A 26,158-nucleotide genomic window follows, 5' to 3' on the forward strand; every position below is an offset into this window, starting at 1 on the left:
CATCAGGAGGCTGAAGATCCCGACGACGAGGAAGGCGAAACCGACGACATCGAACAGCTCGGGGTCCATGCGCTCACCATACGGTCGTCCACGGCACGGAGGAAGACCGGATGCTGCGCGCACGGCCCCGACGGTTCTACGCTGTGCGCATGAGCACCCGCGTGAGCGCACCCGTCCTCTCCCCCGGCGACAAGCCGAAGGGCCCGGCGTCGTACTTCCCGAGCATCGAGAAGACCTACGGCACGCCGATCCAGGAGTGGCTCGATCTCATCGTCGAGCAGCTCGACGCAGGGAAGACCCACATGGAGGTCGTCACCGGGCTGAAGACGGAGCGCGGCCTCGGCCACGGTCACGCCAACGCCCTGGTGGCCTACGTGCGCGCGGAGCTCGCGGCGTCCTGATCTTGCGCCGCAACTCGGCGGTTGTGCACGCCGATGATGACGAACATGGGCACGAACATCACCAGCGCGACGATCAGAGCCGACCCGATCGGGCCGAACAGCGTCGACGTCCAGAACACACCCCACACGGTGAGTCCGGCTCCGAGCGTACGACCGGCGAGCGACCACGCCGTGTTCCGGGGCGGATTCGTCCACCACGGCATCCTGCTGCCCCGATTGGCCCGCGACGCGACAAGGAAGGACGCGGTGTAGAGCACCGCGCCCGCGATCGCGCAGAGCATCCCCCAGCCGACGTCCATGCCTCCAGCGCATCACGACCATCACGAGGTGTCAACCGCTCGCGCTTCCGATGAGACGGTGTCCGATCAGCGCCTCCGCGAGCGCGAGGCGCACAATGGGGTCATGGGACTGTTCGCATCGAAACCGGAAGACCCGACCGAGTGGGCGGGCCTCCCCTCGGAACCGTTGGGTCCGCTCAACGACACCGAACGCCTGGCCGATCCCCCGGTCGCCGATGGCCTTCTCGGTGAGACGACGGCGGGCACGGCCTGGGTCACCATCCCGGCCGTGCCCACCGTCACCGAAGGTTCGGCCGGAGACGCACCGACCCCCTGAGGGATCTCGACTACCGACTTCGCCGGTGCGCGTCAGACGATAGCGGCACGCAGTTCTGCAGCCGCTGCCCCGACGTCGTCTGCGCCGTAGATCGCACCGCCGGCCACAGCCACCTGGGCACCGGACGCCTGCACCGCGGCGATGGTCGACGCGTTGATGCCGCCGGCGACGGAGAAGGGAACGCCCGAGGCGCGCCCGTCGTCGAGGAGCGTGGAGAACGTGAAGCCCTCCTCGGCCTGCTCGTCGAGACCCGCGTGCATCTCGACGAACTCGGCGCCGAGGGCGACGACCTCTTTCGCCCGTGCCGGCTTGTCGGCGACCCCGATGAGGTCGACCACGACGCCCTTGTTGTGCTTCTTCGCGGCCTTCACCGCGCCGGCGATGGTGCTGTCGCCGGCGGAGCCGAGAACCGTGACCAGGTCGGCGCCGGCGGTGAAGGCGATGTCGGCCTCGAGCTCACCGGCATCCATGGTCTTCAGGTCGGCGAAGACGATCTTGTCGGGGTGGGCCGCCTTGATGGCGGTGACCGCCGAGAGCCCGGCGCTCTTGATCAGAGGCGTACCGAGTTCCAGGATGTCGACGTGGGGCGCCGCCTGGGCGGCGAGCTCGAGGGCGGCCTCGGTGGTGAGCGTGTCCATGGCAAACTGCAGTTTCATCGTGTCTCTTTCGTGTCGTACGGGTGGGAGGAGTCGGGTCTATTCGATGTTCGCGTGGCGGGGCCAGAGCTCGTCGGCGCTCTTGCCGGAACGACGCCAGAGCACGTCGAAGAGCGCGTCGCCGAGCAACACGACGAGCTGCTCGAACAGGCTTCCCGCGTACTGGGCCGAGGACTGACCTGTGCGGTCGAGCTTCTGCGCGGCCGGCACGACCACGACGGCGCGCGAGAGGGCGGCCAGGGGCGAATCGCCGGCGGTGGTGAGGGCTCCGACCTCGGCGCCGGCCTCGACGGCCATCTCCGCCGCCCGGACGACCCCTGCCGTCGTGCCCGACCCGCTCGCGGTGAGCAGCACGTCGCCGGCGCCCAGAGCAGGTGTCGTGACATCGCCCACGACGTGAACGACGAGACCGAGATGCATCAGCCGCATCGCGGTCATCCGCAAGGCCAGACCGGAGCGTCCCGCGCCGAGCACGAACACGCGGTCAGCGCCCGCGACCAGGGCCGCGAGGTCGCCGAGCGACCCTCCGGGGGGATCCGCTGACACGATGCGCTCGAGGACGCCACTCGTCTCCGTCCGCACCATCGCCACAGAGGCCTCGTACGCAGCATCCGAATCGGTCATGACTCCATGCTGCGAGGTCACGGCTCCCGCGCATACGACGCGTTCGGACGGTCTCACCTACCCGGAAGAGTAGTGCTCGACTTCCGTATAGTCGGCTCATGGACTCCACCCCCGGGCCTCATGCGGCGAGCGACGCGATCCCTTCGCTCGCCGTGCGCCAGGCGCAGATCGAGCACGCGCGCAACATGGCCGAGCAGGCCGACCGTCACGCCGTCACACTCGAGTCGATCCTGGCCATCCTGCGCGCGGATCGCTTGGACGACAGGGCCGCGCGCACTCTCGCGATCGACGTGGCCGCGAGCGCTCTCGTGGGCATCCGCATGGAGACCGACGAACGGCGAGACACACGGCTCGAACCCGTGGTGGGAGCTTTCGCACGGCTACGGAACGACCTGCGCCCCCTGGTGCGGCACGGCGACCTCGACGTGCAGTTCGTCGAACCCCCCATGACGGGGCGAGCCCTTCCCGGAGAGGTCGCCCACGCCGCCCGGGCCATCGTGCGCAGCGCCGTGCTCGCGTTCGTCGATGCCGGAGAAGCCCGCCGCGTGCGGATCCAGTGGGACTGCGACGGCCTGAACCTCCTCATCAGCGTGCGTGACGACGGACGCGGGGAGCTGACCGCGCACGACGACTCGCTGCGTCCGATCTCCGAACGCGTCATCGCCCTCGACGGCGACGTGCGCGTGTCGTCGACGGCGGGATGGGGATCGACCCTCGACATCCGCCTCCCGCTCGACCCGCCGGCGATGCCCGACCTGCTGCCGGACTCGATGCCCCTGTCTGCCCGCGAACGCGACGTTCTGCGCCTCCTCGTCACCGGGGCCCGCAACCGTTCGATCGCCGAGCAGCTCGACATCAGCGAGAACACGGTGAAGTTCCACGTCTCGAACCTTCTGCGCAAGGCCGGCGCCGTCTCTCGCGCCGAGCTGATCCTGCTTGCCAAAAGAGACGAGCAGTGAGTGTCGCCGGGCGCGCCGCGCCGGATGACCCCGCAACGCAGAAAGGGGCGGATGCCGCAGCATCCGCCCCTTCGTGACTCACCCGGTCAGAAGTCCCAGTCGTCGTCTTCGGTGGCCTCGGCCTTGCCGATGACGTACGACGAACCGGAGCCCGAGAAGAAGTCGTGGTTTTCAGCGCGCCCCGGCTGCGCCTGATGCCCGCCCGCAATTCCGCGGCAATCGGGGGCCATCAGGGGCCGTCATGGCCTGCGATGGGCGGTGAAGTGTGGGCAGAATGTGGGCACCATTGGGTCGCCACCCCGTGCCCGAGTGCGCTTGCCCTTCGTTAGTTGCATGTGACCTCATATGGGGTTACAGTGCTCATATGCGATACACCACACGACCGGGCCGGCGGGGCGTGATGCCAGCCAGAAGATGATCAGGGGACGATGGGGTCCCCGCCAACGGCAACGCTGCAGCACCCGCACCACTCCGGACAACGCCGTCCCCAACAACGAATGAGCCCCCACCATGAAGGTGGGGGCTTTCGTGTTACTGCCGGGCGCCCAGCCAGGCGCCACGCTTCTCACGGGCAAACTTCACCCGCATGATGACCCGATTGGCGGTGAACGGGTCGTGCTCCCACCCCTCGAGCGACTGAGCGGCTGCGAGCAGGTCACGGTAGTAGACGGCAGGTGCGAGGCCGAGCTCGGTGCGGATGCGTTCGTGCTTCGCACCGGTCGGGCGCGGGTGTGCAGCCTCGAAGGTCAGCAACTCTTGGACGGTGGGCATGAGGCCAGTGTCGCACCTAGGCCCCGACACTGTCGGCGCCTACGCGTACCATCCACTGGTGACACTCTCCCCCGACACGATGCTCGACATCCACCTGTCTACGATCTGCTCGAAGCATCGATACGACGAAGACCCGCGCGCTGCGATCGATGAGCTCCTCGCCGCTGCCGGTCACCGGACGGACATCCTCGGCGAGGTCGCCGGCACATGGTCTGGATACCACGGCGAAGAAGAGCACTGCCGCCCTCTCGCGCGCGCATTGCGTGGCCTGCCTGGTGCTGAGCGGTGGGTCGCCGTCGGCGAATACCGCCGCGGGATTCCGAATAGCGGGGCAACCCCGCTCCCACCATCGCCGTGAGCTACCGAGGATGCGACGGCGGCGCGCCAATCACATGCGTGCCAGGATCTCCGACTTCTTAGCGGTGAACTCTTCCTCGGTCAGTACGCCCGCGTCGCGCAGTGCTGCGAGTTGCTGGAGCTGAGCCGGGACATCCGGCGATGCGGCGGGCGTCGACGGTGCCGCGGCCGGCGTGGCCTGAGCGGGGTGATTCCCCAGCATCAGGTCGGTCAGAGTTCGCTTCACCGTCTCAGCCTCCTTGTGCGAGACGCGGAAGTCGACAGTGTTCCCCGATGTGATCACGGACACGAGTGAGTTCAGCATGCCGTCGCGCTTCACGGTCACGGACGTCATGGACTTCACCGGGATCATCTCCGAACCCGCCTTGCCGTTCTTCACGCCCGTGGCCAGCATCGACAGGCCGCCGGTGAGCACGCCCGCCGTCATCTTGGCCCCAGACACCCCACGCGCCCGATTCCACTCGATCCTGTCGGCATACACCGTCACCTGAGCGTTTTTCCCCGCGATGTGTGACGTGAACTCGTACAGTGCGTCAGCCATGGCCGTCCCCCTCGATACTCTCGCCGCTGAGCGTATCGTCCGCGTGCCTGCACAACCAAGAAATAGCCCCCTCGAGCCCGCCGTGATGGCGAGCCCGAGGGGGCATGTTTCGTGGCGGTGTGACAGGCGCTATCTGCGCACGAGAGGGTCTGTCAGATGACGCCCACGACGGGTGAGCCGCCGAAGGTCGCTTCCTTGATGCCAGTGCGCGAGTTCCGGTCGTTGTTGGGTCGGCTGTACGCCGCCCAGGCGGCGCGGATGCCGCGCAACGTAGTCACGGTCGTTCCGCGGACCGAGCCAAGTTCGCCAGTACCGCTGATGGCGTAGACGTTCTCGTCGCAGATGGAGCCGCCGCTGTCGTGCTGGGTGGTACCCCAGTTGATGCACCGACCTGCCGACGCGACGATGGTGTTACGCCGCGCGGTGACGCGCTGGTTGGGGTTGGAAGACTCGATGTTGTACTCGACACGCAGCGCGTCCGCCGAAGCGAAAGCCGAGTACACAACGTTGTCGACGGCCTGGCAGTCGACAGCAGCCTTGAAGTAGAGCGCCGAGTGGTACCCGCCGTAGACGATGTTGCGATCGATGCGGACGTTCGCAGCCTCTTTGATGACGATTCCCTGGCCGGTGCCGGCAGTATCACCTCCGATGACCGTGTTTCCCGCGACGAGCACGCCGTCACATCCCGCGCCGACGACCAGCGCGTGCCCCCTCGTTGACTCGAACCGGTTACCCATAACCAGTCCCGACGTGGAGAAGCCGGTTGCGCCATCGACGCCCATCTGAAAAGCGGTCGCGGTTCCTGTGGCGTGGTCGCTGATCGCGTCGTTGTTGAACACGCGCAGGTTGGTCACGCCCTGCACCTGGACCGCGCGCCCAGACACTCGCATGTTGCAGTGGGAGATCTCGACGTCGGAGACAGCGCCGTCGGCGTGGCCACGGATGAGGACGATCGCCGCGGTGGAGCCGGATCCGGTAGAGACGAACTCGCATCCTCGGAACCGGATCCCGTTGACCCGATCGGTTGCGCCGGTCCACGCCGTGCCGACGAGGAACGCCCCCCGGCCGAGGAACCGGCAGCGTGTGAACTCGATGTTCGTGACCGGGGCCGCGGCCGTGCCCGCGAGGAAGCGGACCGGGGCCACGGCATCACTCTGCGCACCGAAGACGATGCTCTCCCACCGGGTATTCGCCCCGGAGAAGATCACTGCCCATTGAGCGCTCGCACTTGTGCCCGTCACGATGACGTCGCCGAGCACTCCCGTCTCGGGGCGGATGGTGACACGGCCGGTGTATTTCAGGCTGACGGAGAGATAACCGGCGCTCGACGATTCGGCGTAGGTGCCCGCACCGACGAGTATCTCGTCTCCCGCAACTGCGGCGATGAGCGCCTTATTGATCGTGAGGTAGGGGGTTGCGTCGGTGCCGTTGCCGGTGGTGTCGTTGCCGGTCTTTCGAACGTAGATCGATGCCATGTCAGGCGCTCACAATCTCGACGGCCGCGCCGGGCGCGATCGGCGTTCCGTTGGCGGACCCGGTGCGGATCAGGGTGTGCTCGTAGTCGGTGTCGTTGAACACGCGAGCGTCGTACACGCCCGCAGGCAGTGTCACGATTCGCGATTGCGTCGCGCCTGTGAGCGTGATGACGCGGGGCACGGTCACGAGGGTGACATTTCCCTCCGCCAAGCTCGTCCCGACTGCACCAAACTTGTCTCCGAGGGCCAGTGCGGTCTTCGAGGCTGGGTCCTTGATGCGGCCTTCGATGATGGTGTCGTTCGTGTTGCCCACCGCGGCGGCCGCGGCAGCCGCGGCTACCGCATCGGTTCGTGCTGTCGCCGCGGTCGTCGCGGCGGAATCCGCAGCCGATGCGCTGGTCGCCGCGAGTGACGCGGCAGCCTCTGCGGCGGCCGCGGCCACCGAGAGCGACGTCATGGGAGTCTTCAGGTCGCCCGACACCACGACGATCTGCTGCGTGCCGTTGACCACTCGGAACGGCGGGAAGATCCCAACGTCCGATGATGTGAGCTTCGCCATCGGCACGCCCTGCAGATCCGTGATCGACAGTGGGGTGGAGAAGCTCGTGTCCGCGAGGGCGTACACGTTCGCCTCCGCGTTCCGTGCGAGGTTCGCGTTCGCGTCCGCGGCGACGCTGGCCGGGAAGTAGTCGATGATCATGCGGGCACGAGTCCTCTCGAGTCAGGGTCGATGGGGTCAGATGGGGAGAAGAGGATCGTGAGGGCCGCGGCCACCACGGCGAGGAGGCAGACGCGGCCCATCAGGGGGTTACTCCTCGAGCGCGGACCGCGGCACGGAGCCGAGTCCTATGCGGGCGAGGATGTCGTTGACGCCGGGCACGGCCATGAGCCGGGCAACGAGTCCCATGACCAGCGCGGTGACGACGATGACGGCGTTGAGGCCGGCGAAGATCCATGCGGGGACGATCACGTCGGTCTGCTCGTTGAGGTAGCTGACGACTGCGAGGGCCGCGAGGTTCGCGGTGGGGAGCAGGACGACGAGCGCCTGCACGATGGTGCGCAGCGCACGCTGTGCCTTGAACAAGATGTCAGGTGCGGAAGCTGCGCGGATAGCGCGGCGAGTGGTGCTCATGGTGACCTCCTGGTCATTGCGTGGTTACGGTGTCTTCGAGACCGTCAGGGAGGGTCTCGGTGGCGCGGAAGTCGAACGCTTCGATGTCCGCTTCGGGGTCGAGTGCGAGGCGCGCCCAGTCGACGACCTCGGCGTAGCTGATGTTCCCCGTGATGCGCGCTTTGCCCTCCAGGAACTGGATGGCCTTGCGCAGTCGATCTCGTTCTCCGACGGCGCGGTCGAGACCCGACTGAAGGTCCGGGACGAGATCAGCGAGGGCCTGGTAGTTCTTGGCCTCCGCGGTGACCGTCGCGACGAGGCCCTGATACCGCTTGACCTCGTCGTTTGCCTTGTCGAGCAGCCGGAAGATGAGATCGTTCGCGATTTTGGTCGCTTCGTTGGTGTCGGCTGGCTTCTGATCTTGCTGAGAACGCCGGTTCTCGCGCGCCGCGCGGACGGTGAAGATGCCCGACGCGATGACCCCCAGGAAGATCAGGATGGGACCGAGGCTCTGAATGATCTGCGCGATCTCCTCAGCGGTCACAGGCTGACCCCAATCGCCTTCGCTGCCGCGATGTCCTTCCGCCGGCGGTGCATCACGGATACGGCTCTGCCGATGACCAGGGATGCGGTGAACCCGCCGAGAAAAACGAGAGCGACCCGCTGGTCGCCGGCCGGACCGAAGGTGAGCACGAACTGAGACCCCGTGTAGAGCACCAACGCGAACACCATGAGCATCACGCCGAAGAACTCAACGAGAAGACCCCTTACGGATCGCGGGAGCGATACCCGCAGCTCGTTGAGGGGCTCTCCACTGTGTCTCGCGGCTTGCAAAAGCCCGACGGATGAAACCACCGCCCCGAGGAGTTGCATGGCGCACAACGCGAATGTGAGCCCCCCGCCCAGCGCGTCTCCGAGGACACGGGGTGTGACGATGAAGAGCGCGACCGGCCATGCGGCGCCCCACAGTTTCGCGTGGAGCTGCGCCCAGTCGACCGCGTTGAGCCGCGCGAACGGCGACGCCCGGTAGAGGCGGCGGAGCATCAGGTCTGGGGGCCGGCGTTCGCGACCCCGTCGACCGCGCCCTGGTAGGCGCCGGCGCGTGCGGCCTCGACGATGGGTGTCGGGTCGATGGTCGGCTGCGGCTTGTTCGCGAATGCGGCACGGAGCGCGTTGACCGCGGTCCACACGTTGCCTTCGCGCACGGATCCGTCGAGCGGGTTGAGGACGACGAACTTCCCGTCGCGCACGTCCCAGATGTTCAGGTCGCAGCCGTGGTGGCGGAGGAGACCGGGGAGCTGTTCGAATCCGATGTACTGCCAGTCGTCCTCAGCTCGGACGATGTTGCGGAGCGCGGTGGGGTTGTCGCCGGGTGTGATGTGCCCGAACACTCCCGGGCTGAGAGTGACGAGGTGCTCGCCGTTGACGATGAGAGTGAGCATGTCTTCTTCCTCCGTAGGAGTGTCGGGAACGAACGGGACCGCGCCAGCAGAGGCGGGGGCGGGCTGGGAACGGTCGATGTACCACACGCCGTCCGCGTTCTGCGAGAACTTCACGGGCTCGCTGCGGTAGTTGTCGAGGTTCTCGAAGTACTCGAAGTGCCACGCCTCGACGAGCACACCGTTGCGGTAGACAGTGCGCCGCCACCCGTGGGCCTCCATAACCGGGACGATGCGCTGCGCCTCGTTGGAGTCGAGCGCGAAGCCCTTCTGATGCACGGAGGGGGTGTTCGGGTTCAGCGCGATCGGGTACCCGTCGCGCTGGTAGATGACCCAGTGCTTGTTCTGCTCGTCCCAAGTGCGGCCGGCCTCGGTGATCTGGAGGAAGTGCTTGAGGCGCGCGTCGATCCGGGCGATGCTCTTCGCGGGCTTCTCCTCGAGCCACCCGCGGCCACCGCCGAGATCGACGATCATGCGGTCACCTCGATCAGGTTCCCGTCGCCGTCGAGTGCGACGTACACGACGGTGCCGTCCTTCCGGTCGGTGAGGATGCGGGGCGCACCCGTAGCGCGGAGAGTGTCGATCAGGGTGGGGTCGGTGTACATGTCTGGATTTGTCATGCGATCTCTCCTCCGGTTTCTCAGCGGGGCGCGACGTAGCTGCCGATGAGGGTCACGTTCGTCGCACCGCTGCTCGCGATTGCGGTGTCGACGCTTCCGTTCGTCTGGAATACGAACTCGCGGCCCTGTCCACGAGACGAGGACGATGCGACGTAGGTCGCGACATCAGGGGCGAACCCGGCCGGGATGATGGCGAGGTTGTCTCCCGCACCCCATCCCTGTGTGCGTTCGGCGGCGATTCGGTAGAAGATGACCGCACCGACGCGGCGAAATTGGCAGTACTGAAATGCCCACCCGCCGTTACGCGTAGCCTCGACCCAGCCCGTGTCTGGCGTGACGTCAGTCCGGTTCCAGACGGGGTTGCCGACTGAGTCCACATCACGGTCCCACTCAGTCACACCGATTCGGACCTTCGTCCCCAGCCGGTTGAGGTACTGGAGGACGAGCTCGTCGAAGGCCAGCGATCCGTTGACGACGCGGAGGTCGACAATTTCAGTGACCTGGGTCTGCCCGGCCGTCACCCGAACCAGGGCGATCGGCTGGTCATCGATGGTCCCCGGCGTCTGCACCCGAGTCGGGATCGACCTCGCGGAGCTGCCGGCGATCCGGGTGAAGGTCGTGACGTTTGCCTGCCAGTCGCGGTGAGCGACGATCAGGTCGTACCTGGATCCGGACGATGGTGCGGGGAGGGTGAGCGAGACGACCGTGTCGCTCACGTCCCGGACCCCGTAGCCGTACCCTCGCCCCACGGCGATGCGCACTTCGCGGTCAGCGGTGCCAGCGGTCACCTTCCACGATGCCGCATCGGCGACGGCGTACTGCCGACCGCCGCCGTTCGCGAGTAGGTCGGACCACTGGGGTTCGTCTACTGTCCCCTCGTATCCTGCGCTACTGATAGCCACGGCTACCTTCTTCCCTGGTCGCGCACGCCGCGCGCGAGCGCGGCAAGCTGCTGAGCGAGGCGCACCTCAATGTCGGCGGAGTCGTCGATCTCCCCGATGCGGGGCGTGACTTCCACGCCGCTGTCTGCCGATTCGGTGATGGATACCGAGAGCCGCTGGGTCGTGTCGACGGGCCCGACCTTGACGTGCACGAGATCGCCGACGAGGTAGGTGCTGCCGAACATGAACCGTTCGGTCTCGACGAGGTCCGTCGTGATGCTGACCCGAGGCGCACCCTCGGCGAGGGCCTGCAGCCCGTCGACGGATAGATCGGATCCCTCTTCGGTGTTTCGGGCGTCGGTGAAGCTCTCGATGATGTCGCCCCACTCGGCCTCACGGTCGTCGTCTCGAACCTCGAGGAACTCCCGCTCGACACCCTCGCCACGGCCGCCGACGATGACGCGCGTAGCGGTGGGTGCGGACATCCCGAAGGAGTACGCGTCGGGGATACCTGTCTCCAGGGTGAGCACGCCGGGCACCGTGTCGGGCTCCCGCACGTCGACGACGACACCGGTTTCGGTGTACTCGAGGGTGAGGATCAGCCCCGCGGCGTCGAGGATAGGGATGAGCTTGTCGGCGAGCGGGTGCATCCGGAATTCGACGCGCACGGTGACGCCGCGGTCGAGGCTCGGCGCGACGGTCCAGGGCACACCGAGTCGCGCAAAGTTCTCGGCCAGCGCCGCTTTGACGACGGACTCCGTCTTCCCCGTGTACACGCGGTACTCGGACGCCTGAGCGTCGAGCGCTGCGCCGGGCACCTGACGACCGTGCCAGTCCCACAGCTTCCTGATGTCGCCCTCGATGTTCGCGGTGATGAACCCTTGCGGGCCCTCTCCTGGGGTCGACTCGATGCGGCCCCGGAATCGCTCGATACCTCGGAACCAGACCCCGCACCGTGCGCCCGGGGCAGTTACGGCCGCCAGAGCAGAGTCATCGTCGTCAAGAACGAACGATGCGGTCGGGATCTGATTCGGCGGCAGCTCGCTGCTCGCTTCGAGCCCGGATAGTTCGAGCTCGTAGTTGTCTTCCGAGTCGTAGATGACGAATCGGTGACCGTCCATTCGTGCCCCTCTCAGAACGCGCGGAAGTGAAGCGGGACGAGATCGAACAGCACGGACCCGGAGCCGGTCGCCTCGACATGCAGATCGACGGACCCGCCGGGCGGTACGGCCGCGTAGTCCTGCAGGCCGAGGTCGCGGGTGACGTCCGACCCGACGAACGAGTCGGTGTCGATCTGTCCGTCTCCGTCGACCGTCGCCGGCCCGAGGAGCGCGGTCGGGTGTCGCGGGTCAGTGTCGATTCGAAGCATCTCGCCGTCGAGTAGCTCGAACGGCGGCCGGATGACGGCCTCACCGATGCCGAGTTCGATCGACGTCAGGGGACCGACCGCCCACCACACTCCCCACGCGTCGACGTCGCCGGCGTTGGGGATGCTCGCCGAACCGAAGGCGGAAGATGACGAGATCGTGAACGGTGGGCCGGGGAAGAAGTCCTGCGTGTCCGGGGCCCGCCAGGGTCCGCGACGTACGCGTTCGCCTTGCCAGAAGGGCTGCGCCGCCTCAAGCGTGATCGGGTACTCTGCCCAGCCCGCACGGTAGGGGTCGCGCTCGTAGGAGTACGAGTCGTCCAGCACCGCGGTGAGCTCCACCGACCGCGCAGGGCGGCCCTCTGGCTGGACGATCCAGCGGCCTGCGTTCAGCGGGTGGAGGGTGGCGAAGAACGCCTCGTACCGCTCGAGCCATTCCTCAGAGGCGTCGGCCCATACGAACGTCCGCCAGAACACGTCACGCGCCTCGGCGCGCCATCCTCGGACACGATGACCGGGGATCGCGCCCGAGCGCGAGATCGCTCGGGTGACCTTCGGGAAGTGGAGGCCCTCGATGCCGTCGCGGGTGACGAACACCCCGCTGCGCCAGTCCCGCAGATCCCAGACTGACCCGTCAGGTCCGATCCATGTGAGCGAGATGTCCGACCACGGTGACCCCGCGACGGGCGGAGCCACCGGGCCGGAGGCGAGGATCAGGGGGAAACTCATCTACTTCACCCCCGCCGCGCGCAGCGCACCCGAACGGATGACCCTGCGACGCTTCTTCTTCTCGATGACGGATCCGATCTCGTCGGCCGCCGTGTCGGTGGTCACGCCCTGGAAGTAGAACGTGTCGCCGCTTCCGGCTGAGGGCTCGAGCGCGTAGCCCGCGCTGTTCAGCGCTTCTGGCGCCACCGCCGCGGTGTTGCGCGGGTAGAACGCCGATGCTGGGGTCACGTCGGTGATGCCGCTCATGGCGGCATCCAGGGACGCTGCCTCGGCGAACCCTTGCGTGAACTGGTCGCCTAGAGCGCCGCCGGATTTCTTCACCCTGGTCCACCCGGCCCCGGAGAATGGGCCGCGCTTGGCGGGCGAACGCGGGAAGAACCCGCCGATGAAGTCCATGACCCCGCCGATGGCGTTGCCGACGTTGTTGATCATGCCGAGGATGCCGTCGATCAGTCCCTGGATGATCGCGCGGCCGGAGTCGACCAACCACCTCCCGGCGCCCTGCAGGACGCCGACGACCGTGTCGCGAAGTCCGCTCACGAACCCCATCACCTGGGCGATCCCGTTGGAGAAGAACCCGATGATGTTCGACCAGACCTGACCGAAGAACGATCCGACCGCGGACCATGCGGCGGTGATACCTGCCTGCGCGGTCTGCGACCCGGTGACCAGCTGGATGAACCAGGTGATCCCCTGCACTATCCAGCCGATCAGCGTGGTGAGCACGCCGATCACGACTCCGAGTGCGCCGGCCAGAAGGTCGACCAGCGGACTGATCAGGGCCAGCACCGGGGTGAGGATCGCGGTCAGAAGACCGATCAGCGGTGTGAGCAACGACCCGACGAGCTGGATGATCGGCTGCAGCAGCGGCAGAAACGCCATGGCCAGGCTGAGGATGGGCTCGATCAGCGGCAGTACTGCACCGAGGACGGAGCCGATCAGCCCGACGACGAGCGACAGCAATGGAGAAAGAGCCTGCAGAGCTGTAGCCAGCACCGATGCGATGGTCGTCGCCACCGTCACGATGACCGGCGCGAGCGTCACGAGCACGTTGGACAGTTCGCCCGCGAGCATCTCGATCACCGGCGTCAGCGCCGCCACGAGCGTCCCGAGCACGGACGCCAGCGTCCCGCCGAGGACTGTCGCCAGCCCGACGAACGCGTCGAGCAGCATGGGCAGCACCGGCATGAGCGCCTGAAGGATGAGCGAGAGCGGGGAGAACTGGGTCCAGAGCGACACGACGACGCCGACCAGCGGGCCGATCGCGGTGAACACGCCTGCGAACGCGTCGCGAATGCTGAGGATCGTGCCGACCAGCGGGTCATCCTCTTGGATCCCGAAGACCTTCGATAGCCCACCGGTGAAGTCGCCCGCGAACAGCAGCGACCCGAGAGCCGATACCCCCTCGAACACTGTGGAGATGACCGGGAGCACTCGCTCGAACGCGCCCGCGATGAGGGGCGAGAGGGCGATAGCCGCGTCGGCTACCTGTGCCATCGCGCCGGACGCGAGTCCGAAGACCGCCGACCCGATGGGTTCGATGGCGCCGAGAGCGTTGTTCTTAAGCAGCTGCCATGACTCGGCGAAGTCGCGCGTCTCCGATGCGACGCCGAGGATGGTGTCGTCCGTGGTGCCAGCCGATGCGACGAGGTCGTCGAGCGCCAGCGTCCCGGACTGGATCGCGCCGACCAGCTGAGATGCGCCGCGGGTGCCGAAGACCTTGCCCGCGAGGTCGATCGCCGCGGCAGTGTTGCCGGCGTCGATGAACCCGCCGATTTCGTCGACGGTCCGGCGGAACGCGTCCTGCGGTTCCTCGCCGCTCTTCGCCAGAGTGACGAGCGACTTCGAGAGCGCACCCATGACCTGGCCGGTGTTGAGACCGGCCTTGTCGAGCGAGCCCGCGAGCGATGCGGTCTCGAGGAAGGAGAAGCCGAGCGCCTGGACTGCGGGTGCGTTTTTCTGCACCGAGCCGGCGAGCTCGTTCATCCCGACGCCGGTGGCCTGGGATACGCGGAAGAGGTCGTCCATCGCGCCGGATACTGCGTCGCCCTCGATGCCGAAGGCGGAGAACGCAGCGGTAGTGGCGTTGATGTCGACTTCTTCGCCGAGGATGCGTCCGGCTTCGAGGTACTGCGATGCGACGGTCTGCAGGGTGGTGCCGCTGAGGCCGAGTCGGGTGTTCAGGTCCGCGACTGTCTGGCCGGCCGACTCGAACGATGCAGGCACCGTCTGGGCGACGCGCTTCGCGTCTTCCTCGAGGCCGCGTAGTGCTTCGCCCGTGGCGCCGGTGCCGACGCGGATCGTGTCGGATACGTCGTCGAAGATCGACCCGACCTTGTAGAGGCCGGCGAATCCCGCGACGACGGCTGCGCCGATGGCAGCCGCTCCGAGCGCGCCCTTGAAGGCTGCGCCGAAGCGGCTGCCCGACTCCTTGCCGGCGTTGTCACCGGCTGCTTGCGCGTCCGGGAGGATCGACTTTGCGATCTCTCCCTGCGCGCCCTTCATGGATGGGACGAGCGCTATATAGGCGGTAGCCAGCTCGGTGGACATCTGCACCGCCTATCTCCGGGGAGACCACCCCATACGCTTGTCGAGCTCGTCCATCGACATCAGGTGTCCGACGTCCGTCTTCGCTGCCGGCGGGGCGATCGGCTTCGGCTTCGTGCCCTTGCCGCCGCCGCGCTGCCAGTTCGCGCCTCGCAGCGCGTTGACCGCTTCAGCGAGCAGCTGCGTCGGCAGGTCCACCCAAGGGGCGAGGTCGCCGCGGACGCTGCGCGCGTATGCCGACGTCGCTGGTGACCAGCGGACTATCGCCCGCAGATCTACCCACGACAGCTCCTCCGTGCCCAGCGCGTCGAGGGAGCGACCCGCCATGAACAGGTCGTAGCGGATCGCTTCCTCGTGCTCGGCGACTACTCGGAGGAGTCCGAGGATTCCCCCATGGAGATTCCGGACGCCTCCGCCCACGCGGTGTAGAACGCCTCGAGCTGGTCGAGTCCTTCGAAGTTGTCGATGACGCCGGGGTGGTAGTGCTCGAGGAGCAGGTAGACGCGGTCGATCTTGTTGACCGACGAGTCGAGCTCGCGCATCAGGCCGGGCTTGAGGAAGCGAAGCTTCGGGACCGAGAGAACTTCCTTCGACCCGGGGAATGAGAACTCGAACTGGTTCTGCTTGATCGACGCCTTCGACGCCGGCACGTTGAACGTGGTCATGGTGGGAACCTCCTGTGATGTGGGAACCGGGTGGTGTGAGGTGGCGAGCCGGACGGGGTTCCCGTCCGCCCGGCTCGCCGATCGTGGTGGTTACGCCCCGCCGGAGGAGGTCTTCACTCCGTCGTCGCCGAGCTCGTACCAGTAGTTGCCGTCCTCGTCGGGGAAGCAGTCGATCGTGATGTCGCGCACTGCGTCGTCCGTCGCCGAGAAGACGGTGTCGCCGACCGCCGTGACCTGGCCGTCCGGGATAGCGATCCGGAGGATCGCGTCGCCGTCTGCCATGTCGAAGACCCACACCAGGTGCGGAGCCTCCTTGCCGGACACGGCGATGTTGATCTGCTCGCCGTGCGAGCTCGTCGCCGCCGAGACGGTGACCGCGTCCTCGCCGTAGATCGTCTTCGCCGTGTCCCCGTTCAGGTACTCGAGGAACGCGAACTTGAACTGTCCGCCGAACGAGGTCTGGGTCCGCTTGATCGGGAGTCCGCCCCAGTCGTTCGTGACGCGCGACTCGCGCGCCTCCGACTTGGTGACGCCGCCGTTCGCGACGTAGCCAGCCCCGATGAGGGCAGCGTCGAGCGACCCGGAAGCGGCCGTGGGGATCGCCGTGCCGATGGGCCCGACGCGAACGCCGCCCGAGACCGGAACGGGCTTACCGGCGATCACCTTCTTCGCGTTGTTGTTTGCCATGCGATAGCCCCTTTCTGGGCTGCGTGAAAGACACCACCCGGTCGGGCGGTGCGATGGTTGGGAACCGGCCCCTGGGCGGGGAGATCAGAGGGTGAGGGGCGACTTCAGCACCAGCGAGTACAGCGCGGTGAATCGCCCCTGATCCGGTGTGAGTGGATCAGGCAGGACGCCGGGCCGGGCGAATGCCTCGACCGATCGGCACGGGACGTCGCCGAGCCATCCGACGATGTCGGCCTGCCGCATGAGGTAGTCGCACGTCTCTGCGAGCTGCTCCGCGTCCGACTCAGCTGACGCGTACGCCTCCACCGTCACGGTCGGGTTGATCGTGACGAGGCTTCCTCCGCCGCCGCCCGTCACGCGGACGCGGACGAACTTCTTCGGGCGCGGGGACGGGACGCGTCCGTACGCCTTCAGGGTCCCGGGTAGCCCGGCTGTGAGGTAGTCGCATACGGTCTGGGTGACGGAGATCGGATCAGCCACGGCCCGCGTCCAGCGCGTTCGTGAGGACACGGTCAGTGGCCTCAGCGAGCCGACCCTCCGTCGTGGCGGTGAATACCGAAGCGCGAGCACGCGTCGACCCGATCCGCGAATCGACCTCGAAGTCCGGGCCCCCGCCAGCGGCGGCGGCGATGGCCTCGGCCCGGCGGCGAAGATCAGCCTGCACCTCGGGGGATTTGAGGATGGCGGCGAACCCGGCGGGGTTCATTTCGATGCGAACCTGCGATGCCACGATCTACCCCTCCCACGCGCCGACGACGATGCGCTTCGATGCGAGCGTGCCGGTCGGTGACGGAACGCTCAGCGGTTCGCCCTCGACGTCGAAGTCGGACCCGGCCACACGGACCCGGTCGACCGCAATCACGTCCGCGCCGGCGGGCGCGTCGATCGTGTAACCGGTGAACACGGCGGTGCGACCGTCGCGCACCTCGGTCGACGTCGTCGGCTCGTACCAGCAGCCCGATATCTCGAGCTCGTCCGGTTCCTCGTCGTAGTCCGGGACCTGCGCGCCGAAGTCATCGCGCATGGGGAATCGGAGTCGCGTCACCGTCAGCTTCGCGAACGATGATCGGCTCACGGCTGGTAGCCGATCATGTAGGCCATCAGGTCTGCCTTGTCCGCCTGGGTCAGAGCCCCCGATGCGCGGTCCCATGTGATCGATGAGGTGAGCGTCTGCTCGCGCAGCACGCCGCGCGCGACTAGATCACCCACGGTGAGCGCCAGGCACAGTGCCACGAGGTCGGCCGGCGCCTCCTCGTAGCCGTGGGTGAAGTTCATGATGGAGATGCCGGTCGATGGGATCCCCTCGACGTGTCCGTCTCGCCACCACTGCAGGGACTCGACGTCAACGTCGGCCCCGGCCTGGGTGGTGAGGGAATCGATCGTCACGAGGTGCGCGGTCGGCAGCCACGTGCTCACGCCCTGACGGGCGCGGAGGCGGTAGCCGAGCTCGCTGATCTCGGGGAAGATGTGCCACTCGCACCGGTTGCGGATCCGCGTGGACGCGGCGTCGAGGGCCTCCTGTAGGAAGGGGGTGTCTCTGGGGATGTCGCCGCGAGAGCGATCTTCCATCTGCTGCGGAGTAGCGAAACTTGCGAGTGACATCCCCAGCCCCCCTTCGTTCAGTCGGCCTTGTTGCTGGCCGTCGCTGCCTTGTTGCGCGGCTTGCGCGCAGTGTTCTCGGCCGTGCTCGATTTCTCTTCGAGCACGCCCATGCGCTTCGCGTCCTCTTCGGACAGCATCAGCGTGGTCGTGTGCGGGTGACGTCCATCGACGTGCACCTCGTATCGCTTGAGACCCACTTGGTTCCCTCCTTCGATGACTCGTTCGTCGACGGGGACCACCGTGGTTGCAGGTCCGCACGAGCTGTGCGGCTCGCCGCAGACCTTGCATTTCGCCACGGTGGCCCCCTCTCGACTTACGCGGTCAGGTCGATCGTGACGAACGCCTTCGGTCGGGTCACACCGAATGCGACGCGCTCCTCGCCGAGGATCGCCACGAGGTTGCGGATGAAGAAGTCCGCGTGCGAGTCGGTCGCCGTGATCGACGCCTGCTCCCGGTCCCAGAGGACCGCCTTGCGGAAGTCGCCGACCAGGCCGACGCCCGCCGCGATTGCCTCCGACTCGACCACGGGCAGGCCGTGGAGAGTCGGGATGGCGCCTGCGATGGCTTCGTTCTGCGGGTTCTTCGCGAGACGCGCGAGCTGGATCTTCTCCCAGTCCGCCGGGTTGAGCATGTAGCCGGTCGCGATCGAGCGGCCCACGGTCTTGACCTTGGTCTTCGCCTTGAGGGTCGTCTCGAGCAGCGGGTCCAGGTCGGTCACCGTCGCGGCGTACGCCTGGGCCTGGATGCCCGAGGTGTTCAGGATGCCGGTGAGGTGCTCGCCGGATCCGGAGCCGTTGACGATCTCATCTTCCTCGGCTTCCGCGAGGTCGTCGCGGAGCTCCTGGTCGATGAGGCCGCGGAGCTGCGACGCGTCGGCGAGGCCGCGCTTCGTGGCCGGCACCCACTCGGCGAGGGTCTTCACCGTCGCGGTGACGACCTGGAAGGTCATCGACCCTTCGGGCTTGTACCCGCCGCCGGCGTTGAGCACCAGAGCGCCCGCCGATCCGGGAGCCGTGGGCGCCGCAGCGCTCGTGGCCTCCGCGACGACGTCGGCCGCGCTCAGCTGCGTGAGCTGCTGCACGAACTCGACGGTGTCCGACGTGGTCTGCCGCACCGAGATCAGGTCGCGCACCGTGAGCGGGCGGCGGCCGAGAAGCTCGAGGTCGGACTGACGGTCTGGCGTGACGAACGCGCCGCCGGATGTGTCGCCCGCGCCGGTGACGAGCGCCTTGACGCCCATCGGTGCGGACTCGACCCGGGCCTTGGAGTTGATGGTTCCGCTCGGGAACTGCTTCATCAGGGTCGCGTACTGCTCCGACTCGACGAACATTTCGCCGATCGTCTTCAGCTTCTTCGGCTGCTCGAACGTGCTCGGGGCCGACTTGCTGGGAGCCCGCTCGAGACCGAGGTCGAAGCCGATGGAGTCGAGCGCGGCCTTGACCGCGTCGGACTCCTTGCCCTTCTCGAACTCGGCCTTCAGCTCCCCGTACTTCTTCAGGTGGGTGTTCGCGATGGCGAGGTCATCCGAAGGGATATCGCCTTCGTGCTTGGCTGCGATGTCGCGAGCTGCCTTGAGCTCGGCCCGCATCTGTACTTCCAGGGTCTCCATGACCCCTCCTTCTGGGATTGAAAGTCAGACCTCAGCGGTTGCGAGGTCCAGGTGCAGACGTGCCGTGGCGGACGATGTGCGCATGGGTTCATCGGCCTTCGCCCCGGAGGGCTCGTCGACCTTGACCGGCTCGCTTTCGCTGGCCTTGCTTTCGTCTTCTGTGGTGAGGGCGGACAGCACCTTGCCGATTGCTTCGTGCGCGGTGCGGAGTTCGTCCTCGTTCTTGGCCGAGAGGACCCGGCCGGCCTTGAGCCCAGCCGCGAGGTGCTGGGCGTGGTGCCCGGCCGCCTTCACGCTGAGAAGTTCGGTGGACTGGTTGGCGCCGATCGGAGTCGGTCCAACCTCGTAGAGTTTCAGCTGCTCGAGCTCCCAGACGGACTCTTCGTCATCCGGGCCCTTCACGACGCGGTACGACTCGACGTCGTACGCGAACGAGAATTGCGTGACCCGACGCCCCTTGAGCAGGCGGTAGACCTGCTGAGCCTTCGGGCCCTCGAGGTCCATCTGCGCCTTGACCCAGAGCCCCTCGTCGGTCTCCTTCGCTTCGAGGACGTGCCCGATGTTGAAGTCGGGGTCATCCATCCGATGCGACCAGTAGACCGGGATCGGATCGCCGGAGGTGGCCCAGTCGCTGAGTGTCTTCTCGAAGGCGCCCTTGAGCACGCGGTCGCCGTAGCTATCCACGTTCCCGAACACGCTGACGATCGCTTCGAATACGCCCTCGTCGAGGGCATCGTCGATGCCTACCGCCTTGACCTGTACGTCACATGCCTTGGTGAGCATCGCTCCTCCTATTCGAAACTGATCTGCACGTCACAGCCGCAACCCGCGATGTCGTCGACATCGAGTGCTGAGCTGTCGCCCGGCCATCGGGCGCCGTTCGAGAACGTGTCGTCGATCGGCACGGTCTCGCCGTTCATCGCTGCGTGCGATGCCCGGGGGTTCGAAGAGGTGGTGATCCACGTCTTCGTCGCCGAGCGGGTGCCGCGCACCTGCTCGACTGCCTCGACCGATGCGAACCCGGCCACGGCCGTCGCGAGCGTGAGGCCCGCCTGGTCCGCCCGCGAGCTCGTCGCCTTCTCGAAGACGTACGAGACCGCGTCGAGTGGGTCCTCATCCGAGTCGAGCGCGTCCGAGATCTCGGACTCCGTCGCCGCGTTGATGCTCTCGGCGTTCGACTTCGCCACCGCCCGCAGGTAGTTCAGCGTGCGGTTGAGATCGAAGTCGTCCGGGTTCAGGCCCATCCGCTCGATCTGCTTGATTGCGACCGCTTCGGTCACGACCGACGACACGGCGAAGAGAGAATCCGCGAGCTCGCGGTTCCAGCGTGCGGAATCCCACCAGCTGGCATCTGCCTTCGCGCCGAGGTTGGACTTCACCACCTGTGCCTGTCGGGTGAAGAAGTCCGCGAGCACCTGAGTGGCCTTCGTGATGTACGGGCGGTCAGGGCGCGCCTTGGTCTGGATGGTGAGGCGCGCCTTCACGACCTCCGCATCCAGGACTCCCAGATCCTCGACCGTGCCCCCGCCGCCAGCAGTCACGCCGTCCCGCGGCGAAGCCTGGCCGCCGACGAGCACGTTCAGCGGGACGACAAGCTCGTCGCCGCCTTCCACGCTCGGCAGGTTGGCCCGGCCGCGCGCCTCGTTCCGCGTGAGGAACGGTGCGCCGACGCTGGTCTGCAGCTGTGCGGCCTGCTCTTCGAAGGATCCGCGGAGCTTCTCCATCATGTTGAACTCGACGTACACGCGCTCCGTGTTGTCGAAGTCCGGGAGCACCTGCAGTTCGATCTCCTGCTGGATGTCCTGCAGGATCGGGCCGAGGGTGTCCTGATAGAGCATCTTGTGCTGCTCGGTGATGTTGCCGAACGTCGCGTGGTCGAGGATGCCGACCATCGGCGGCGGGATGAAGTACGCGGCCGCGGCCTCCTCGCGGGACAGCTTGCGAGCCTCGATGTACTGCAGGTCAGCGGCCGTCTGCGACGCGCTGACGAACTTCATCCCGTCCTCGAGGATCGGCGTTCCGCCACCCTCGGACGCTGACTGTCCGCTGTACTGTGCGCGCCACCCTGCACGGAACCGATCGCGATTCGCTTGCGACCAGTCCGCGCCCGCGGGACGTTCGATGTAGCCCGACACTCGGGCTCCGTTTCGGAGTACCTGCTCGCGCATCTGACCCGCCGCATATTCCTCGGAGAGGATGCGTCGAAGCGACTCGATGGGGGAGAGACCGTAGCGCTCATCCTCCGGGTTGTAGCCGCGGAAGTAGACGACCCGGTCGGCCGACAGTGTCGCCTCACCACGGTTGCCCTTGATGATGAACTGCGTCGGGCGGAGCCAGTTGTCGTTCTCGTCGATGGTCCACAGCCGGGGCGGGACCCGCACGAGCATGTTCCGGCCATCCTGGAACACCTTCACCCAGAGCGCACGGTCGTAGATCCCGCGGTCGCTGATGAGGTCACGGATCAGCCGGTAGCTGGTCGTGTACGGGTTCGGTGTGCGCAGCATCTGCGCGAGCGGATGGTCGGTCAGGCGCCGGCGGTCGGTGTCCCCGACGCGCTCGAACGTCTGCAACGAGAGCTGCGCGACGTTGCGTGCGAGGAAGTCGACCACCGTGCGCACGGCCGGCTGCTTGCGGTAGAGCGACGCGTAGTCCTCCGACAGATCATCGGAGATCCGCAGCGCGGTGGGCGCCGCGTACGTCGGCTTCTGGACGGCGAGGAGCTTCCCCTCGGAGACAGCGAAGACCATTCGAGCCTCCTCAGGGCGCCTGGATGAACAGGACTTTGTCGCGCTCGATGACTGCATCCCCGTCGAGCTCGACGGGCTGCGCGCCCGGTTCCATGTACTGCGCGTTCTTGATCACCAGCAGGGGACCGTCCTGGTCGTAGAAGATCCCCGCGATAGACGTGCCATCGAGCATGTTGACGATCACCTTGCGCCGGGTGATCACCCGCCGGAATGCACCGAGCATGGACGCCGCCTCTCAGACCACCATCAGGTCGTTTTCCTCGTACGCAGACTGGAACTGCTCGGGCGGGTTCTTCAGCAGCCAGTACGCCCCGGCCACTGCCCACAGCGGCGACGCGTCGCCGGGGGAGCCTTTCGAGTCGACGACGTAGCCGCCGCCGAGGCTCTTCATCACCGCGGTGCCAGCAGCTACGTCGAGCACCGGCTGATTGCGGTGTCGGATCTTGCCGAGGTTGACGCCGTCGAGCAGCAGACCGGCCGCGCGGTTCAGGTCCGCGCCGCCCCAGTCCGTCACTTCGATGTCGGCGTCGGTGAACTCGGTGACGAGCGATGACACCGGAGCGCCCTTGGTCTGGAAGGTGATCGCGGCCGGGGTGAACGTGCGCTCTGGCGACTGCAGCCACGGGACGATCCAGTCGCTTCCGGGGCGGGAGATCATGATGCCGACGTGGGCGAGCCCATCTTCACGGTACGAGGCGAAGGCGATGTGCCCCCAGCTTCGATCCCACGACAGCTCTACGCACAGGTAGACGGGGCTATCTGGAGCGCGCTTCGAGATCCGGTCGAACCCTTCCATCCACTTCCCGGGCTGGAACGGGCCGCCCGTCGACGAGTCGACGAACACGTTCCCGACCTCGGATGCGAACACGGGCGCCGGGTCAGATACCCAGTACGACGCGAGGTTCTCCTGCGGCAGGTTGTAGTTCATCGACGGGTTCGAGTAGGCCCACGCCTCTGGCGAGTCCAACGGCATCTGCGGCGGCGGCGACCACCAGAACAGGCCTATGGTCGTCTCGTCGTCGTTCGCCTCGATCGCGTCGACGGCCATCTTGTGCAGATGGCGTTGCACGATCGCGTCCATGTCGCCAGCGTTCGACGCGGCGATGAGCTGCGAGCGGCGGCGGGCGGCGGTCGTCTTAGACAGCGACGACCAAGCCTTGAACGTCTTGTGCTTCAGGATCTCGTCGACGAACACTAGATCGAACGTGAGGCCGCGGCCGCCGTTGTCGGCGGAGTCGACCCAGTACCGCTGGCCGCCGGTGAGCTCGAACCACAGCTCGCCGTTGATCGCGTTCGTCTTGCCGCGCTCCTGCGCCAGGCGAGGTATTGCGTCGATGATCTTCTGCGCGTGCTCGTAGGTCTTCTTCGCCGTCGCGAGCTTCTGAGCTACCCCGATGATCTGGGCGTCGCCGTCGATGTACATGCGGAAGAGGATCAGCAGGGCGACGATGAACGTCTTCCCGTTCTGACGTGCCACCCACAGCAGCACCGTCTTGAACCGGTACGTGCCATCAGGGTTCAGCTCGAGCGCGTGGATCAGGAACCATCGCTGCCACGGGTTGAGCTTCGGGGCGAGTTCCTCGAATTGCGTGCCGGCGAGCTGATCGTGCAACCACAGGGCGAAGTGGATCGCAGCGTACCCGGCCGATGTCTTCGGTGTGAGCGGTCGCCGCGGCGGCGTGAAGACCCGAGGAACCTCGTGCCCCTTCACCCGCCGCGGCGCGCTACGCCTTGCGCCGGACGGGGCGCTTCGCTTCCGGGTCGTCGTCGATACCACGTACGTCTCCCTGATAGAAGGCGCGACGCATCTCGAACAGCGGGTCGCGCTCGCGCGGCTTCGCGGCCGCCATGAGCGCTTCGATGTTCTCGGCGTACCGAGCAGCGAGCGACGCCCGCTGGGGGATCGCGAACGGCGAGTCGATGTCACGGGCCAGCTGCAGCACCAAGGCCGCCCGCCACTTCTGCGTCGGCGGCACCTCGATCGTGTCGATCATGTCCTGCGCGGCACGGTAGTTGCTCAGCCCCGCGTCACCGTCTGTTCCGCCCTGTGTCCCACCATCTGTCCCGTGTCCCGCATCCGAACCCGGACCGATCTGGGGGAGGGCGGCGAGCTTCGGTTTCTCTCGAGCCGCTTGACGCTGACGGGCTTTTCGCTCCCGTTCCCGCTTCCGCTTCTCTTCAGGTGTCATCGGCACGACGACCACCTCCGAGGGTGGGACATGGGACAGCACTGCCCGGAGGGGTACAGATCACTACCGGTGAAGTGATCTGGGGAGGGGATGGTAGAGATTCGAACGCCCCTCCCCGGTGGGGGTGAGGCATGGGGCCCGGACCGGATTCGAACCGGCGTTACCACGCTGGGGCCACTGCCACCATGTGGCTTCGCGCTCGCCCATGGGCTACGCAGGGGACTCGAAACCCCGTAGTACGTGACGTCCTCGGCCTCTAGACGACCGGGCTGGGCTTCGTCTCGCCGGTCCCGGCTGCCTGCGACCCGAAGTGGTTGAACGACGAGGGCTGCGGATCTGGCTCCGCGTACTGGCTGCCGGGAGGGGACCCGAAGTGTATGAGCACGCCGACCTCCTGTCGTCTCACCAGACCTCGGACGGATCGCCGAGAGCGGGCCGCCCGTCACCTGCGCCCTTGCTGCGGTTGCAGCGTTGATGCTCGGGCTGACCGTTGGATGGGTCGTCGGCGAGCTCGGGGTGCGTCTTCACCGACTTGATGTGCCCGTACTCGAAGGAGTCCTTGTCGGTACGGGGGAGCTTCGTGTTGATCGCCTGGCCGCACACCGCGCATGGGAGGTTGTGGTCTGCGGTCAGCTTGCGGAGAGCGGCACGGTTCGCGCGGTGCTGCGCAGTAGTGCGGCCCGGTACACCCGCAGCCACGACTACTCGAGGCCGCGTGGTGCGTGCAGGCCGACGACCACGGCCTTCGCCATCCGGTCGCAGTCCTCACGGTTCTCGTAGCCCTGGCCACCATCGGTCGCGATGATCTGACCGTTCGCCGCACGCAGGCGCCACGCCCACTTCTCGTCGGCGCGCTCGTAGACCTCAAGGCCGGGGGCGCCGGCCGCGGCTGGGATGACCACATCCGCGTGCACGGGGAGTTCGATGGCGCCCACCTCGATGGGCTGCATGTCGCCGACCTGGATCAGCACGCGCGCCTGCACGGTTCCGAGAATCGCGGCCATGACATCTCCCTCGAGGTGTGGAGTGGGGCGGGCGCGTCCGGCACGCGCAACCTGTTCCCGATCGCGCCCCACTCGACGCCGGCAGGCTCAGCCCGGCCAGCATGGTCGACCACCCGTACGACGTAGGCAGTCACCTTCAGCCCGCACAGCCCGGGACACGTCACCGAGTAGCGGGGAAGACAGCGCCCGCCGGACCGTCAAGCGACGTCGGCGAGAGCCGCGAACGTTGAGGTCGCGCGGCCGGCGGGCGGAGGAGCCGGTCGGGCACTGACCGGACACCTGGAACGACGAGAGCCCCACCCGAAGGTGAGGCTCTCAGTCATAGTTCTTGTGCAAGGCACAGCCTACCCCATGAAGCGGAAACGCTGGAAACGCTCCCCCGTGGCGTGTCACGCCTCGACCCACCACTTCGGATCCTCCTCAGGATCACGCTCATCGGCAGCCTCACCCTCGTGCGGAGCCATAAGCCGATCGCTGATATCCGGGCGGTATAAGCTCACCGTTCCCCCGATTCGGTCGAACAGGGCACTGACTTACGCGAGGACATAAGAAGCCTTTCCGCA

At 66.9% G+C, this 26,158-nt stretch carries 36 protein-coding genes and 1 pseudogene; 4 read left to right on the forward strand and 33 right to left on the reverse strand.

Features of this window, described 5'->3' with window-relative positions:
- Nucleotides 1–149: 149 nt before the first annotated feature.
- Entirely contained in the window at nucleotides 150–401 is a 252-nt protein-coding gene (locus ABTU82_RS14905; RefSeq protein WP_407173980.1) for a DUF4287 domain-containing protein, read from the forward strand.
- Here the strand turns inward: ABTU82_RS14905 and ABTU82_RS14910 are convergent.
- Nucleotides 371–700: a hypothetical protein gene (locus tag ABTU82_RS14910; RefSeq protein ID WP_407173981.1), complete on the reverse strand. Its 330-nt coding sequence runs from the start codon at nucleotides 698–700 to the stop codon at nucleotides 371–373. The two genes, ABTU82_RS14905 and ABTU82_RS14910, sit on opposite strands and share 31 nt — an antisense overlap.
- Nucleotides 701–803: 103 nt before the next feature.
- Between ABTU82_RS14910 and ABTU82_RS14915 the strand changes: the two genes are divergently transcribed.
- On the forward strand, nucleotides 804–1,016 hold the full coding sequence (locus ABTU82_RS14915) for a hypothetical protein (protein ID WP_133241720.1): 213 nt from the start codon (nucleotides 804–806) through the stop codon (nucleotides 1,014–1,016).
- 32 nt (nucleotides 1,017–1,048) lie between these two features.
- Here the strand turns inward: ABTU82_RS14915 and hxlA are convergent, their stop codons facing one another.
- Nucleotides 1,049–1,672, reverse strand: a complete 624-nt coding sequence (hxlA, locus tag ABTU82_RS14920) for a 3-hexulose-6-phosphate synthase (protein WP_116647505.1) — start codon at nucleotides 1,670–1,672, stop codon at nucleotides 1,049–1,051.
- 39 nt (nucleotides 1,673–1,711) lie between these two features.
- Nucleotides 1,712–2,296 (reverse strand): 6-phospho-3-hexuloisomerase, encoded by a 585-nt coding sequence (gene hxlB, locus ABTU82_RS14925; RefSeq protein WP_407173982.1) that lies wholly within the window; start codon nucleotides 2,294–2,296, stop codon nucleotides 1,712–1,714.
- 98 nt (nucleotides 2,297–2,394) lie between these two features.
- Between hxlB and ABTU82_RS14930 the strand changes: the two genes are divergently transcribed.
- The gene (locus ABTU82_RS14930; protein ID WP_116647506.1) at nucleotides 2,395–3,255 is read left to right on the forward strand and encodes a helix-turn-helix transcriptional regulator; all 861 of its coding nucleotides are present in this window, start codon (nucleotides 2,395–2,397) and stop codon (nucleotides 3,253–3,255) included.
- 86 nt (nucleotides 3,256–3,341) lie between these two features.
- On the opposite strand, the pseudogene ABTU82_RS14935 reads toward ABTU82_RS14930, so the two are convergent.
- Nucleotides 3,342–3,440: pseudogene (locus tag ABTU82_RS14935) on the reverse strand (class 1b ribonucleoside-diphosphate reductase subunit beta); the annotation flags it as partial.
- Between the two features lie 346 nt (nucleotides 3,441–3,786).
- Nucleotides 3,787–4,026 (reverse strand): DUF3263 domain-containing protein, encoded by a 240-nt coding sequence (locus ABTU82_RS14940; RefSeq protein WP_407173983.1) that lies wholly within the window; start codon nucleotides 4,024–4,026, stop codon nucleotides 3,787–3,789.
- A 58-nt stretch (nucleotides 4,027–4,084) separates the two neighbouring features.
- Here ABTU82_RS14940 and ABTU82_RS14945 point away from each other — a divergent pair, with 58 nt between their 5' ends.
- Complete coding sequence (locus ABTU82_RS14945) at nucleotides 4,085–4,384, forward strand: hypothetical protein (protein WP_407173984.1); 300 nt, start codon at nucleotides 4,085–4,087, stop codon at nucleotides 4,382–4,384.
- A gap of 30 nt (nucleotides 4,385–4,414) precedes the next feature.
- Here the strand turns inward: ABTU82_RS14945 and ABTU82_RS14950 are convergent, their stop codons facing one another.
- From ABTU82_RS14950 to ABTU82_RS15085, 28 genes are all read right to left on the reverse strand, one after another.
- Complete coding sequence (locus tag ABTU82_RS14950; protein WP_407173985.1) at nucleotides 4,415–4,924, reverse strand: SHOCT domain-containing protein; 510 nt, start codon at nucleotides 4,922–4,924, stop codon at nucleotides 4,415–4,417.
- A gap of 152 nt (nucleotides 4,925–5,076) precedes the next feature.
- Nucleotides 5,077–6,399, reverse strand: coding sequence for a DUF1565 domain-containing protein (locus ABTU82_RS14955; RefSeq protein ID WP_407173986.1), 1,323 nt, complete (start codon nucleotides 6,397–6,399; stop codon nucleotides 5,077–5,079).
- A 1-nt stretch (nucleotide 6,400) separates the two neighbouring features.
- On the reverse strand, nucleotides 6,401–7,099 hold the full coding sequence (locus ABTU82_RS14960; protein WP_407173987.1) for a hypothetical protein: 699 nt from the start codon (nucleotides 7,097–7,099) through the stop codon (nucleotides 6,401–6,403).
- A 108-nt stretch (nucleotides 7,100–7,207) separates the two neighbouring features.
- Complete coding sequence (locus ABTU82_RS14965; protein WP_407173988.1) at nucleotides 7,208–7,531, reverse strand: hypothetical protein; 324 nt, start codon at nucleotides 7,529–7,531, stop codon at nucleotides 7,208–7,210.
- Nucleotides 7,532–7,544: 13 nt separating this feature from the next.
- On the reverse strand, nucleotides 7,545–8,054 hold the full coding sequence (locus ABTU82_RS14970) for a hypothetical protein (RefSeq protein WP_407173989.1): 510 nt from the start codon (nucleotides 8,052–8,054) through the stop codon (nucleotides 7,545–7,547).
- Entirely contained in the window at nucleotides 8,051–8,554 is a 504-nt protein-coding gene (locus tag ABTU82_RS14975) for a hypothetical protein (RefSeq protein ID WP_407173990.1), read from the reverse strand. Before ABTU82_RS14975 ends, ABTU82_RS14970 begins: the two co-directional genes overlap by 4 nt.
- Nucleotides 8,554–9,423, reverse strand: a complete 870-nt coding sequence (locus ABTU82_RS14980) for a hypothetical protein (RefSeq protein ID WP_407173991.1) — start codon at nucleotides 9,421–9,423, stop codon at nucleotides 8,554–8,556. Before ABTU82_RS14980 ends, ABTU82_RS14975 begins: the two co-directional genes overlap by 1 nt.
- Complete coding sequence (locus tag ABTU82_RS14985; RefSeq protein WP_407173992.1) at nucleotides 9,420–9,569, reverse strand: hypothetical protein; 150 nt, start codon at nucleotides 9,567–9,569, stop codon at nucleotides 9,420–9,422. Before ABTU82_RS14985 ends, ABTU82_RS14980 begins: the two co-directional genes overlap by 4 nt.
- A gap of 20 nt (nucleotides 9,570–9,589) precedes the next feature.
- Complete coding sequence (locus ABTU82_RS14990; RefSeq protein ID WP_407173993.1) at nucleotides 9,590–10,471, reverse strand: hypothetical protein; 882 nt, start codon at nucleotides 10,469–10,471, stop codon at nucleotides 9,590–9,592.
- A 2-nt stretch (nucleotides 10,472–10,473) separates the two neighbouring features.
- A complete protein-coding gene (locus ABTU82_RS14995; RefSeq protein WP_407173994.1) occupies nucleotides 10,474–11,571 on the reverse strand; it encodes a Gp37-like protein in 1,098 nt (365 codons plus the stop codon).
- A gap of 11 nt (nucleotides 11,572–11,582) precedes the next feature.
- Nucleotides 11,583–12,545 carry a hypothetical protein gene (locus ABTU82_RS15000; RefSeq protein WP_407173995.1) on the reverse strand — a complete coding sequence of 321 codons (963 nt, stop codon included), beginning with the start codon at nucleotides 12,543–12,545 and terminating at the stop codon, nucleotides 11,583–11,585.
- On the reverse strand, nucleotides 12,546–15,095 hold the full coding sequence (locus ABTU82_RS15005) for a phage tail tape measure protein (protein ID WP_407173996.1): 2,550 nt from the start codon (nucleotides 15,093–15,095) through the stop codon (nucleotides 12,546–12,548).
- Nucleotides 15,096–15,104: 9 nt separating this feature from the next.
- Nucleotides 15,105–15,419: a hypothetical protein gene (locus ABTU82_RS15010; RefSeq protein ID WP_407173997.1), complete on the reverse strand. Its 315-nt coding sequence runs from the start codon at nucleotides 15,417–15,419 to the stop codon at nucleotides 15,105–15,107.
- 38 nt (nucleotides 15,420–15,457) lie between these two features.
- Nucleotides 15,458–15,757, reverse strand: a complete 300-nt coding sequence (locus tag ABTU82_RS15015) for a hypothetical protein (RefSeq protein ID WP_407173998.1) — start codon at nucleotides 15,755–15,757, stop codon at nucleotides 15,458–15,460.
- A gap of 90 nt (nucleotides 15,758–15,847) precedes the next feature.
- Nucleotides 15,848–16,444 (reverse strand): phage tail tube protein, encoded by a 597-nt coding sequence (locus ABTU82_RS15020; protein ID WP_407173999.1) that lies wholly within the window; start codon nucleotides 16,442–16,444, stop codon nucleotides 15,848–15,850.
- Between the two features lie 84 nt (nucleotides 16,445–16,528).
- Entirely contained in the window at nucleotides 16,529–16,924 is a 396-nt protein-coding gene (locus tag ABTU82_RS15025; RefSeq protein WP_407174000.1) for a hypothetical protein, read from the reverse strand.
- Nucleotides 16,917–17,174 carry a hypothetical protein gene (locus ABTU82_RS15030; protein ID WP_407174001.1) on the reverse strand — a complete coding sequence of 86 codons (258 nt, stop codon included), beginning with the start codon at nucleotides 17,172–17,174 and terminating at the stop codon, nucleotides 16,917–16,919. Before ABTU82_RS15030 ends, ABTU82_RS15025 begins: the two co-directional genes overlap by 8 nt.
- Before the next feature lie 3 nt (nucleotides 17,175–17,177).
- Complete coding sequence (locus ABTU82_RS15035) at nucleotides 17,178–17,519, reverse strand: hypothetical protein (protein WP_407174002.1); 342 nt, start codon at nucleotides 17,517–17,519, stop codon at nucleotides 17,178–17,180.
- On the reverse strand, nucleotides 17,516–18,013 hold the full coding sequence (locus tag ABTU82_RS15040) for a hypothetical protein (RefSeq protein ID WP_407174003.1): 498 nt from the start codon (nucleotides 18,011–18,013) through the stop codon (nucleotides 17,516–17,518). The genes ABTU82_RS15035 and ABTU82_RS15040 overlap by 4 nt, the downstream gene beginning before the upstream one ends.
- A 50-nt stretch (nucleotides 18,014–18,063) precedes the next feature.
- A complete protein-coding gene (locus tag ABTU82_RS15045; protein ID WP_407174004.1) occupies nucleotides 18,064–18,243 on the reverse strand; it encodes a hypothetical protein in 180 nt (59 codons plus the stop codon).
- 116 nt (nucleotides 18,244–18,359) lie between these two features.
- The gene (locus ABTU82_RS15050; RefSeq protein WP_407174005.1) at nucleotides 18,360–19,655 is read right to left on the reverse strand and encodes a phage major capsid protein; all 1,296 of its coding nucleotides are present in this window, start codon (nucleotides 19,653–19,655) and stop codon (nucleotides 18,360–18,362) included.
- A gap of 24 nt (nucleotides 19,656–19,679) precedes the next feature.
- Complete coding sequence (locus tag ABTU82_RS15055) at nucleotides 19,680–20,438, reverse strand: HK97 family phage prohead protease (protein ID WP_407174006.1); 759 nt, start codon at nucleotides 20,436–20,438, stop codon at nucleotides 19,680–19,682.
- Nucleotides 20,439–20,446: 8 nt separating this feature from the next.
- Nucleotides 20,447–22,402, reverse strand: a complete 1,956-nt coding sequence (locus ABTU82_RS15060) for a phage portal protein (protein WP_407174007.1) — start codon at nucleotides 22,400–22,402, stop codon at nucleotides 20,447–20,449.
- 10 nt (nucleotides 22,403–22,412) lie between these two features.
- Nucleotides 22,413–22,625 (reverse strand): hypothetical protein, encoded by a 213-nt coding sequence (locus tag ABTU82_RS15065; protein ID WP_407174008.1) that lies wholly within the window; start codon nucleotides 22,623–22,625, stop codon nucleotides 22,413–22,415.
- Nucleotides 22,626–22,637: 12 nt separating this feature from the next.
- Nucleotides 22,638–24,113 carry a hypothetical protein gene (locus ABTU82_RS15070; RefSeq protein WP_407174009.1) on the reverse strand — a complete coding sequence of 492 codons (1,476 nt, stop codon included), beginning with the start codon at nucleotides 24,111–24,113 and terminating at the stop codon, nucleotides 22,638–22,640.
- 13 nt (nucleotides 24,114–24,126) lie between these two features.
- Nucleotides 24,127–24,396: a hypothetical protein gene (locus tag ABTU82_RS15075; RefSeq protein ID WP_407174010.1), complete on the reverse strand. Its 270-nt coding sequence runs from the start codon at nucleotides 24,394–24,396 to the stop codon at nucleotides 24,127–24,129.
- Nucleotides 24,397–24,993: 597 nt separating this feature from the next.
- Complete coding sequence (locus ABTU82_RS15080; RefSeq protein WP_407174011.1) at nucleotides 24,994–25,290, reverse strand: HNH endonuclease; 297 nt, start codon at nucleotides 25,288–25,290, stop codon at nucleotides 24,994–24,996.
- 2 nt (nucleotides 25,291–25,292) lie between these two features.
- The gene (locus tag ABTU82_RS15085; RefSeq protein ID WP_407174012.1) at nucleotides 25,293–25,595 is read right to left on the reverse strand and encodes a YegP family protein; all 303 of its coding nucleotides are present in this window, start codon (nucleotides 25,593–25,595) and stop codon (nucleotides 25,293–25,295) included.
- Between the last annotated feature and the right edge of the window lie 563 nt (nucleotides 25,596–26,158).

Source organism: Microbacterium deferens (genome assembly GCF_045517775.1).
Lineage (GTDB): Bacteria > Actinomycetota > Actinomycetes > Actinomycetales > Microbacteriaceae > Microbacterium.

Bases quoted from the DNA above. Each gene is read 5' to 3' on its own strand.
- ABTU82_RS14965 (WP_407173988.1), bottom strand. From the start codon at position 7,531: ATGAGCACCACTCGCCGCGCTATCCGCGCAGCTTCCGCACCTGACATC.
- ABTU82_RS14960 (WP_407173987.1), bottom strand. From the start codon at position 7,099: ATGATCATCGACTACTTCCCGGCCAGCGTCGCCGCGGACGCGAACGCG.
- ABTU82_RS14930 (WP_116647506.1), top strand. From the start codon at position 2,395: ATGGACTCCACCCCCGGGCCTCATGCGGCGAGCGACGCGATCCCTTCG.
- ABTU82_RS15040 (WP_407174003.1), bottom strand. From the start codon at position 18,013: ATGGAAGATCGCTCTCGCGGCGACATCCCCAGAGACACCCCCTTCCTA.
- ABTU82_RS15010 (WP_407173997.1), bottom strand. From the start codon at position 15,419: ATGGCGGGTCGCTCCCTCGACGCGCTGGGCACGGAGGAGCTGTCGTGG.
- ABTU82_RS14995 (WP_407173994.1), bottom strand. From the start codon at position 11,571: ATGGACGGTCACCGATTCGTCATCTACGACTCGGAAGACAACTACGAG.
- ABTU82_RS14905 (WP_407173980.1), top strand. From the start codon at position 150: ATGAGCACCCGCGTGAGCGCACCCGTCCTCTCCCCCGGCGACAAGCCG.
- ABTU82_RS14940 (WP_407173983.1), bottom strand. From the start codon at position 4,026: ATGCCCACCGTCCAAGAGTTGCTGACCTTCGAGGCTGCACACCCGCGC.
- ABTU82_RS14910 (WP_407173981.1), bottom strand. From the start codon at position 700: ATGGACGTCGGCTGGGGGATGCTCTGCGCGATCGCGGGCGCGGTGCTC.
- hxlB (WP_407173982.1), bottom strand. From the start codon at position 2,296: ATGACCGATTCGGATGCTGCGTACGAGGCCTCTGTGGCGATGGTGCGG.
- ABTU82_RS14985 (WP_407173992.1), bottom strand. From the start codon at position 9,569: ATGACAAATCCAGACATGTACACCGACCCCACCCTGATCGACACTCTC.
- ABTU82_RS14955 (WP_407173986.1), bottom strand. From the start codon at position 6,399: ATGGCATCGATCTACGTTCGAAAGACCGGCAACGACACCACCGGCAAC.
- ABTU82_RS15020 (WP_407173999.1), bottom strand. From the start codon at position 16,444: ATGGCAAACAACAACGCGAAGAAGGTGATCGCCGGTAAGCCCGTTCCG.
- ABTU82_RS14950 (WP_407173985.1), bottom strand. From the start codon at position 4,924: ATGGCTGACGCACTGTACGAGTTCACGTCACACATCGCGGGGAAAAAC.
- ABTU82_RS15075 (WP_407174010.1), bottom strand. From the start codon at position 24,396: ATGATCGACACGATCGAGGTGCCGCCGACGCAGAAGTGGCGGGCGGCC.
- ABTU82_RS15055 (WP_407174006.1), bottom strand. From the start codon at position 20,438: ATGCTCACCAAGGCATGTGACGTACAGGTCAAGGCGGTAGGCATCGAC.
- ABTU82_RS15000 (WP_407173995.1), bottom strand. From the start codon at position 12,545: ATGAGTTTCCCCCTGATCCTCGCCTCCGGCCCGGTGGCTCCGCCCGTC.
- ABTU82_RS14975 (WP_407173990.1), bottom strand. From the start codon at position 8,554: ATGCTCCGCCGCCTCTACCGGGCGTCGCCGTTCGCGCGGCTCAACGCG.
- hxlA (WP_116647505.1), bottom strand. From the start codon at position 1,672: ATGAAACTGCAGTTTGCCATGGACACGCTCACCACCGAGGCCGCCCTC.
- ABTU82_RS15085 (WP_407174012.1), bottom strand. From the start codon at position 25,595: ATGGCCGCGATTCTCGGAACCGTGCAGGCGCGCGTGCTGATCCAGGTC.
- ABTU82_RS14980 (WP_407173991.1), bottom strand. From the start codon at position 9,423: ATGATCGTCGATCTCGGCGGTGGCCGCGGGTGGCTCGAGGAGAAGCCC.
- ABTU82_RS15060 (WP_407174007.1), bottom strand. From the start codon at position 22,402: ATGGTCTTCGCTGTCTCCGAGGGGAAGCTCCTCGCCGTCCAGAAGCCG.
- ABTU82_RS14915 (WP_133241720.1), top strand. From the start codon at position 804: ATGGGACTGTTCGCATCGAAACCGGAAGACCCGACCGAGTGGGCGGGC.
- ABTU82_RS15050 (WP_407174005.1), bottom strand. From the start codon at position 19,655: ATGGAGACCCTGGAAGTACAGATGCGGGCCGAGCTCAAGGCAGCTCGC.
- ABTU82_RS15015 (WP_407173998.1), bottom strand. From the start codon at position 15,757: ATGACCACGTTCAACGTGCCGGCGTCGAAGGCGTCGATCAAGCAGAAC.
- ABTU82_RS15065 (WP_407174008.1), bottom strand. From the start codon at position 22,625: ATGCTCGGTGCATTCCGGCGGGTGATCACCCGGCGCAAGGTGATCGTC.
- ABTU82_RS15005 (WP_407173996.1), bottom strand. From the start codon at position 15,095: ATGTCCACCGAGCTGGCTACCGCCTATATAGCGCTCGTCCCATCCATG.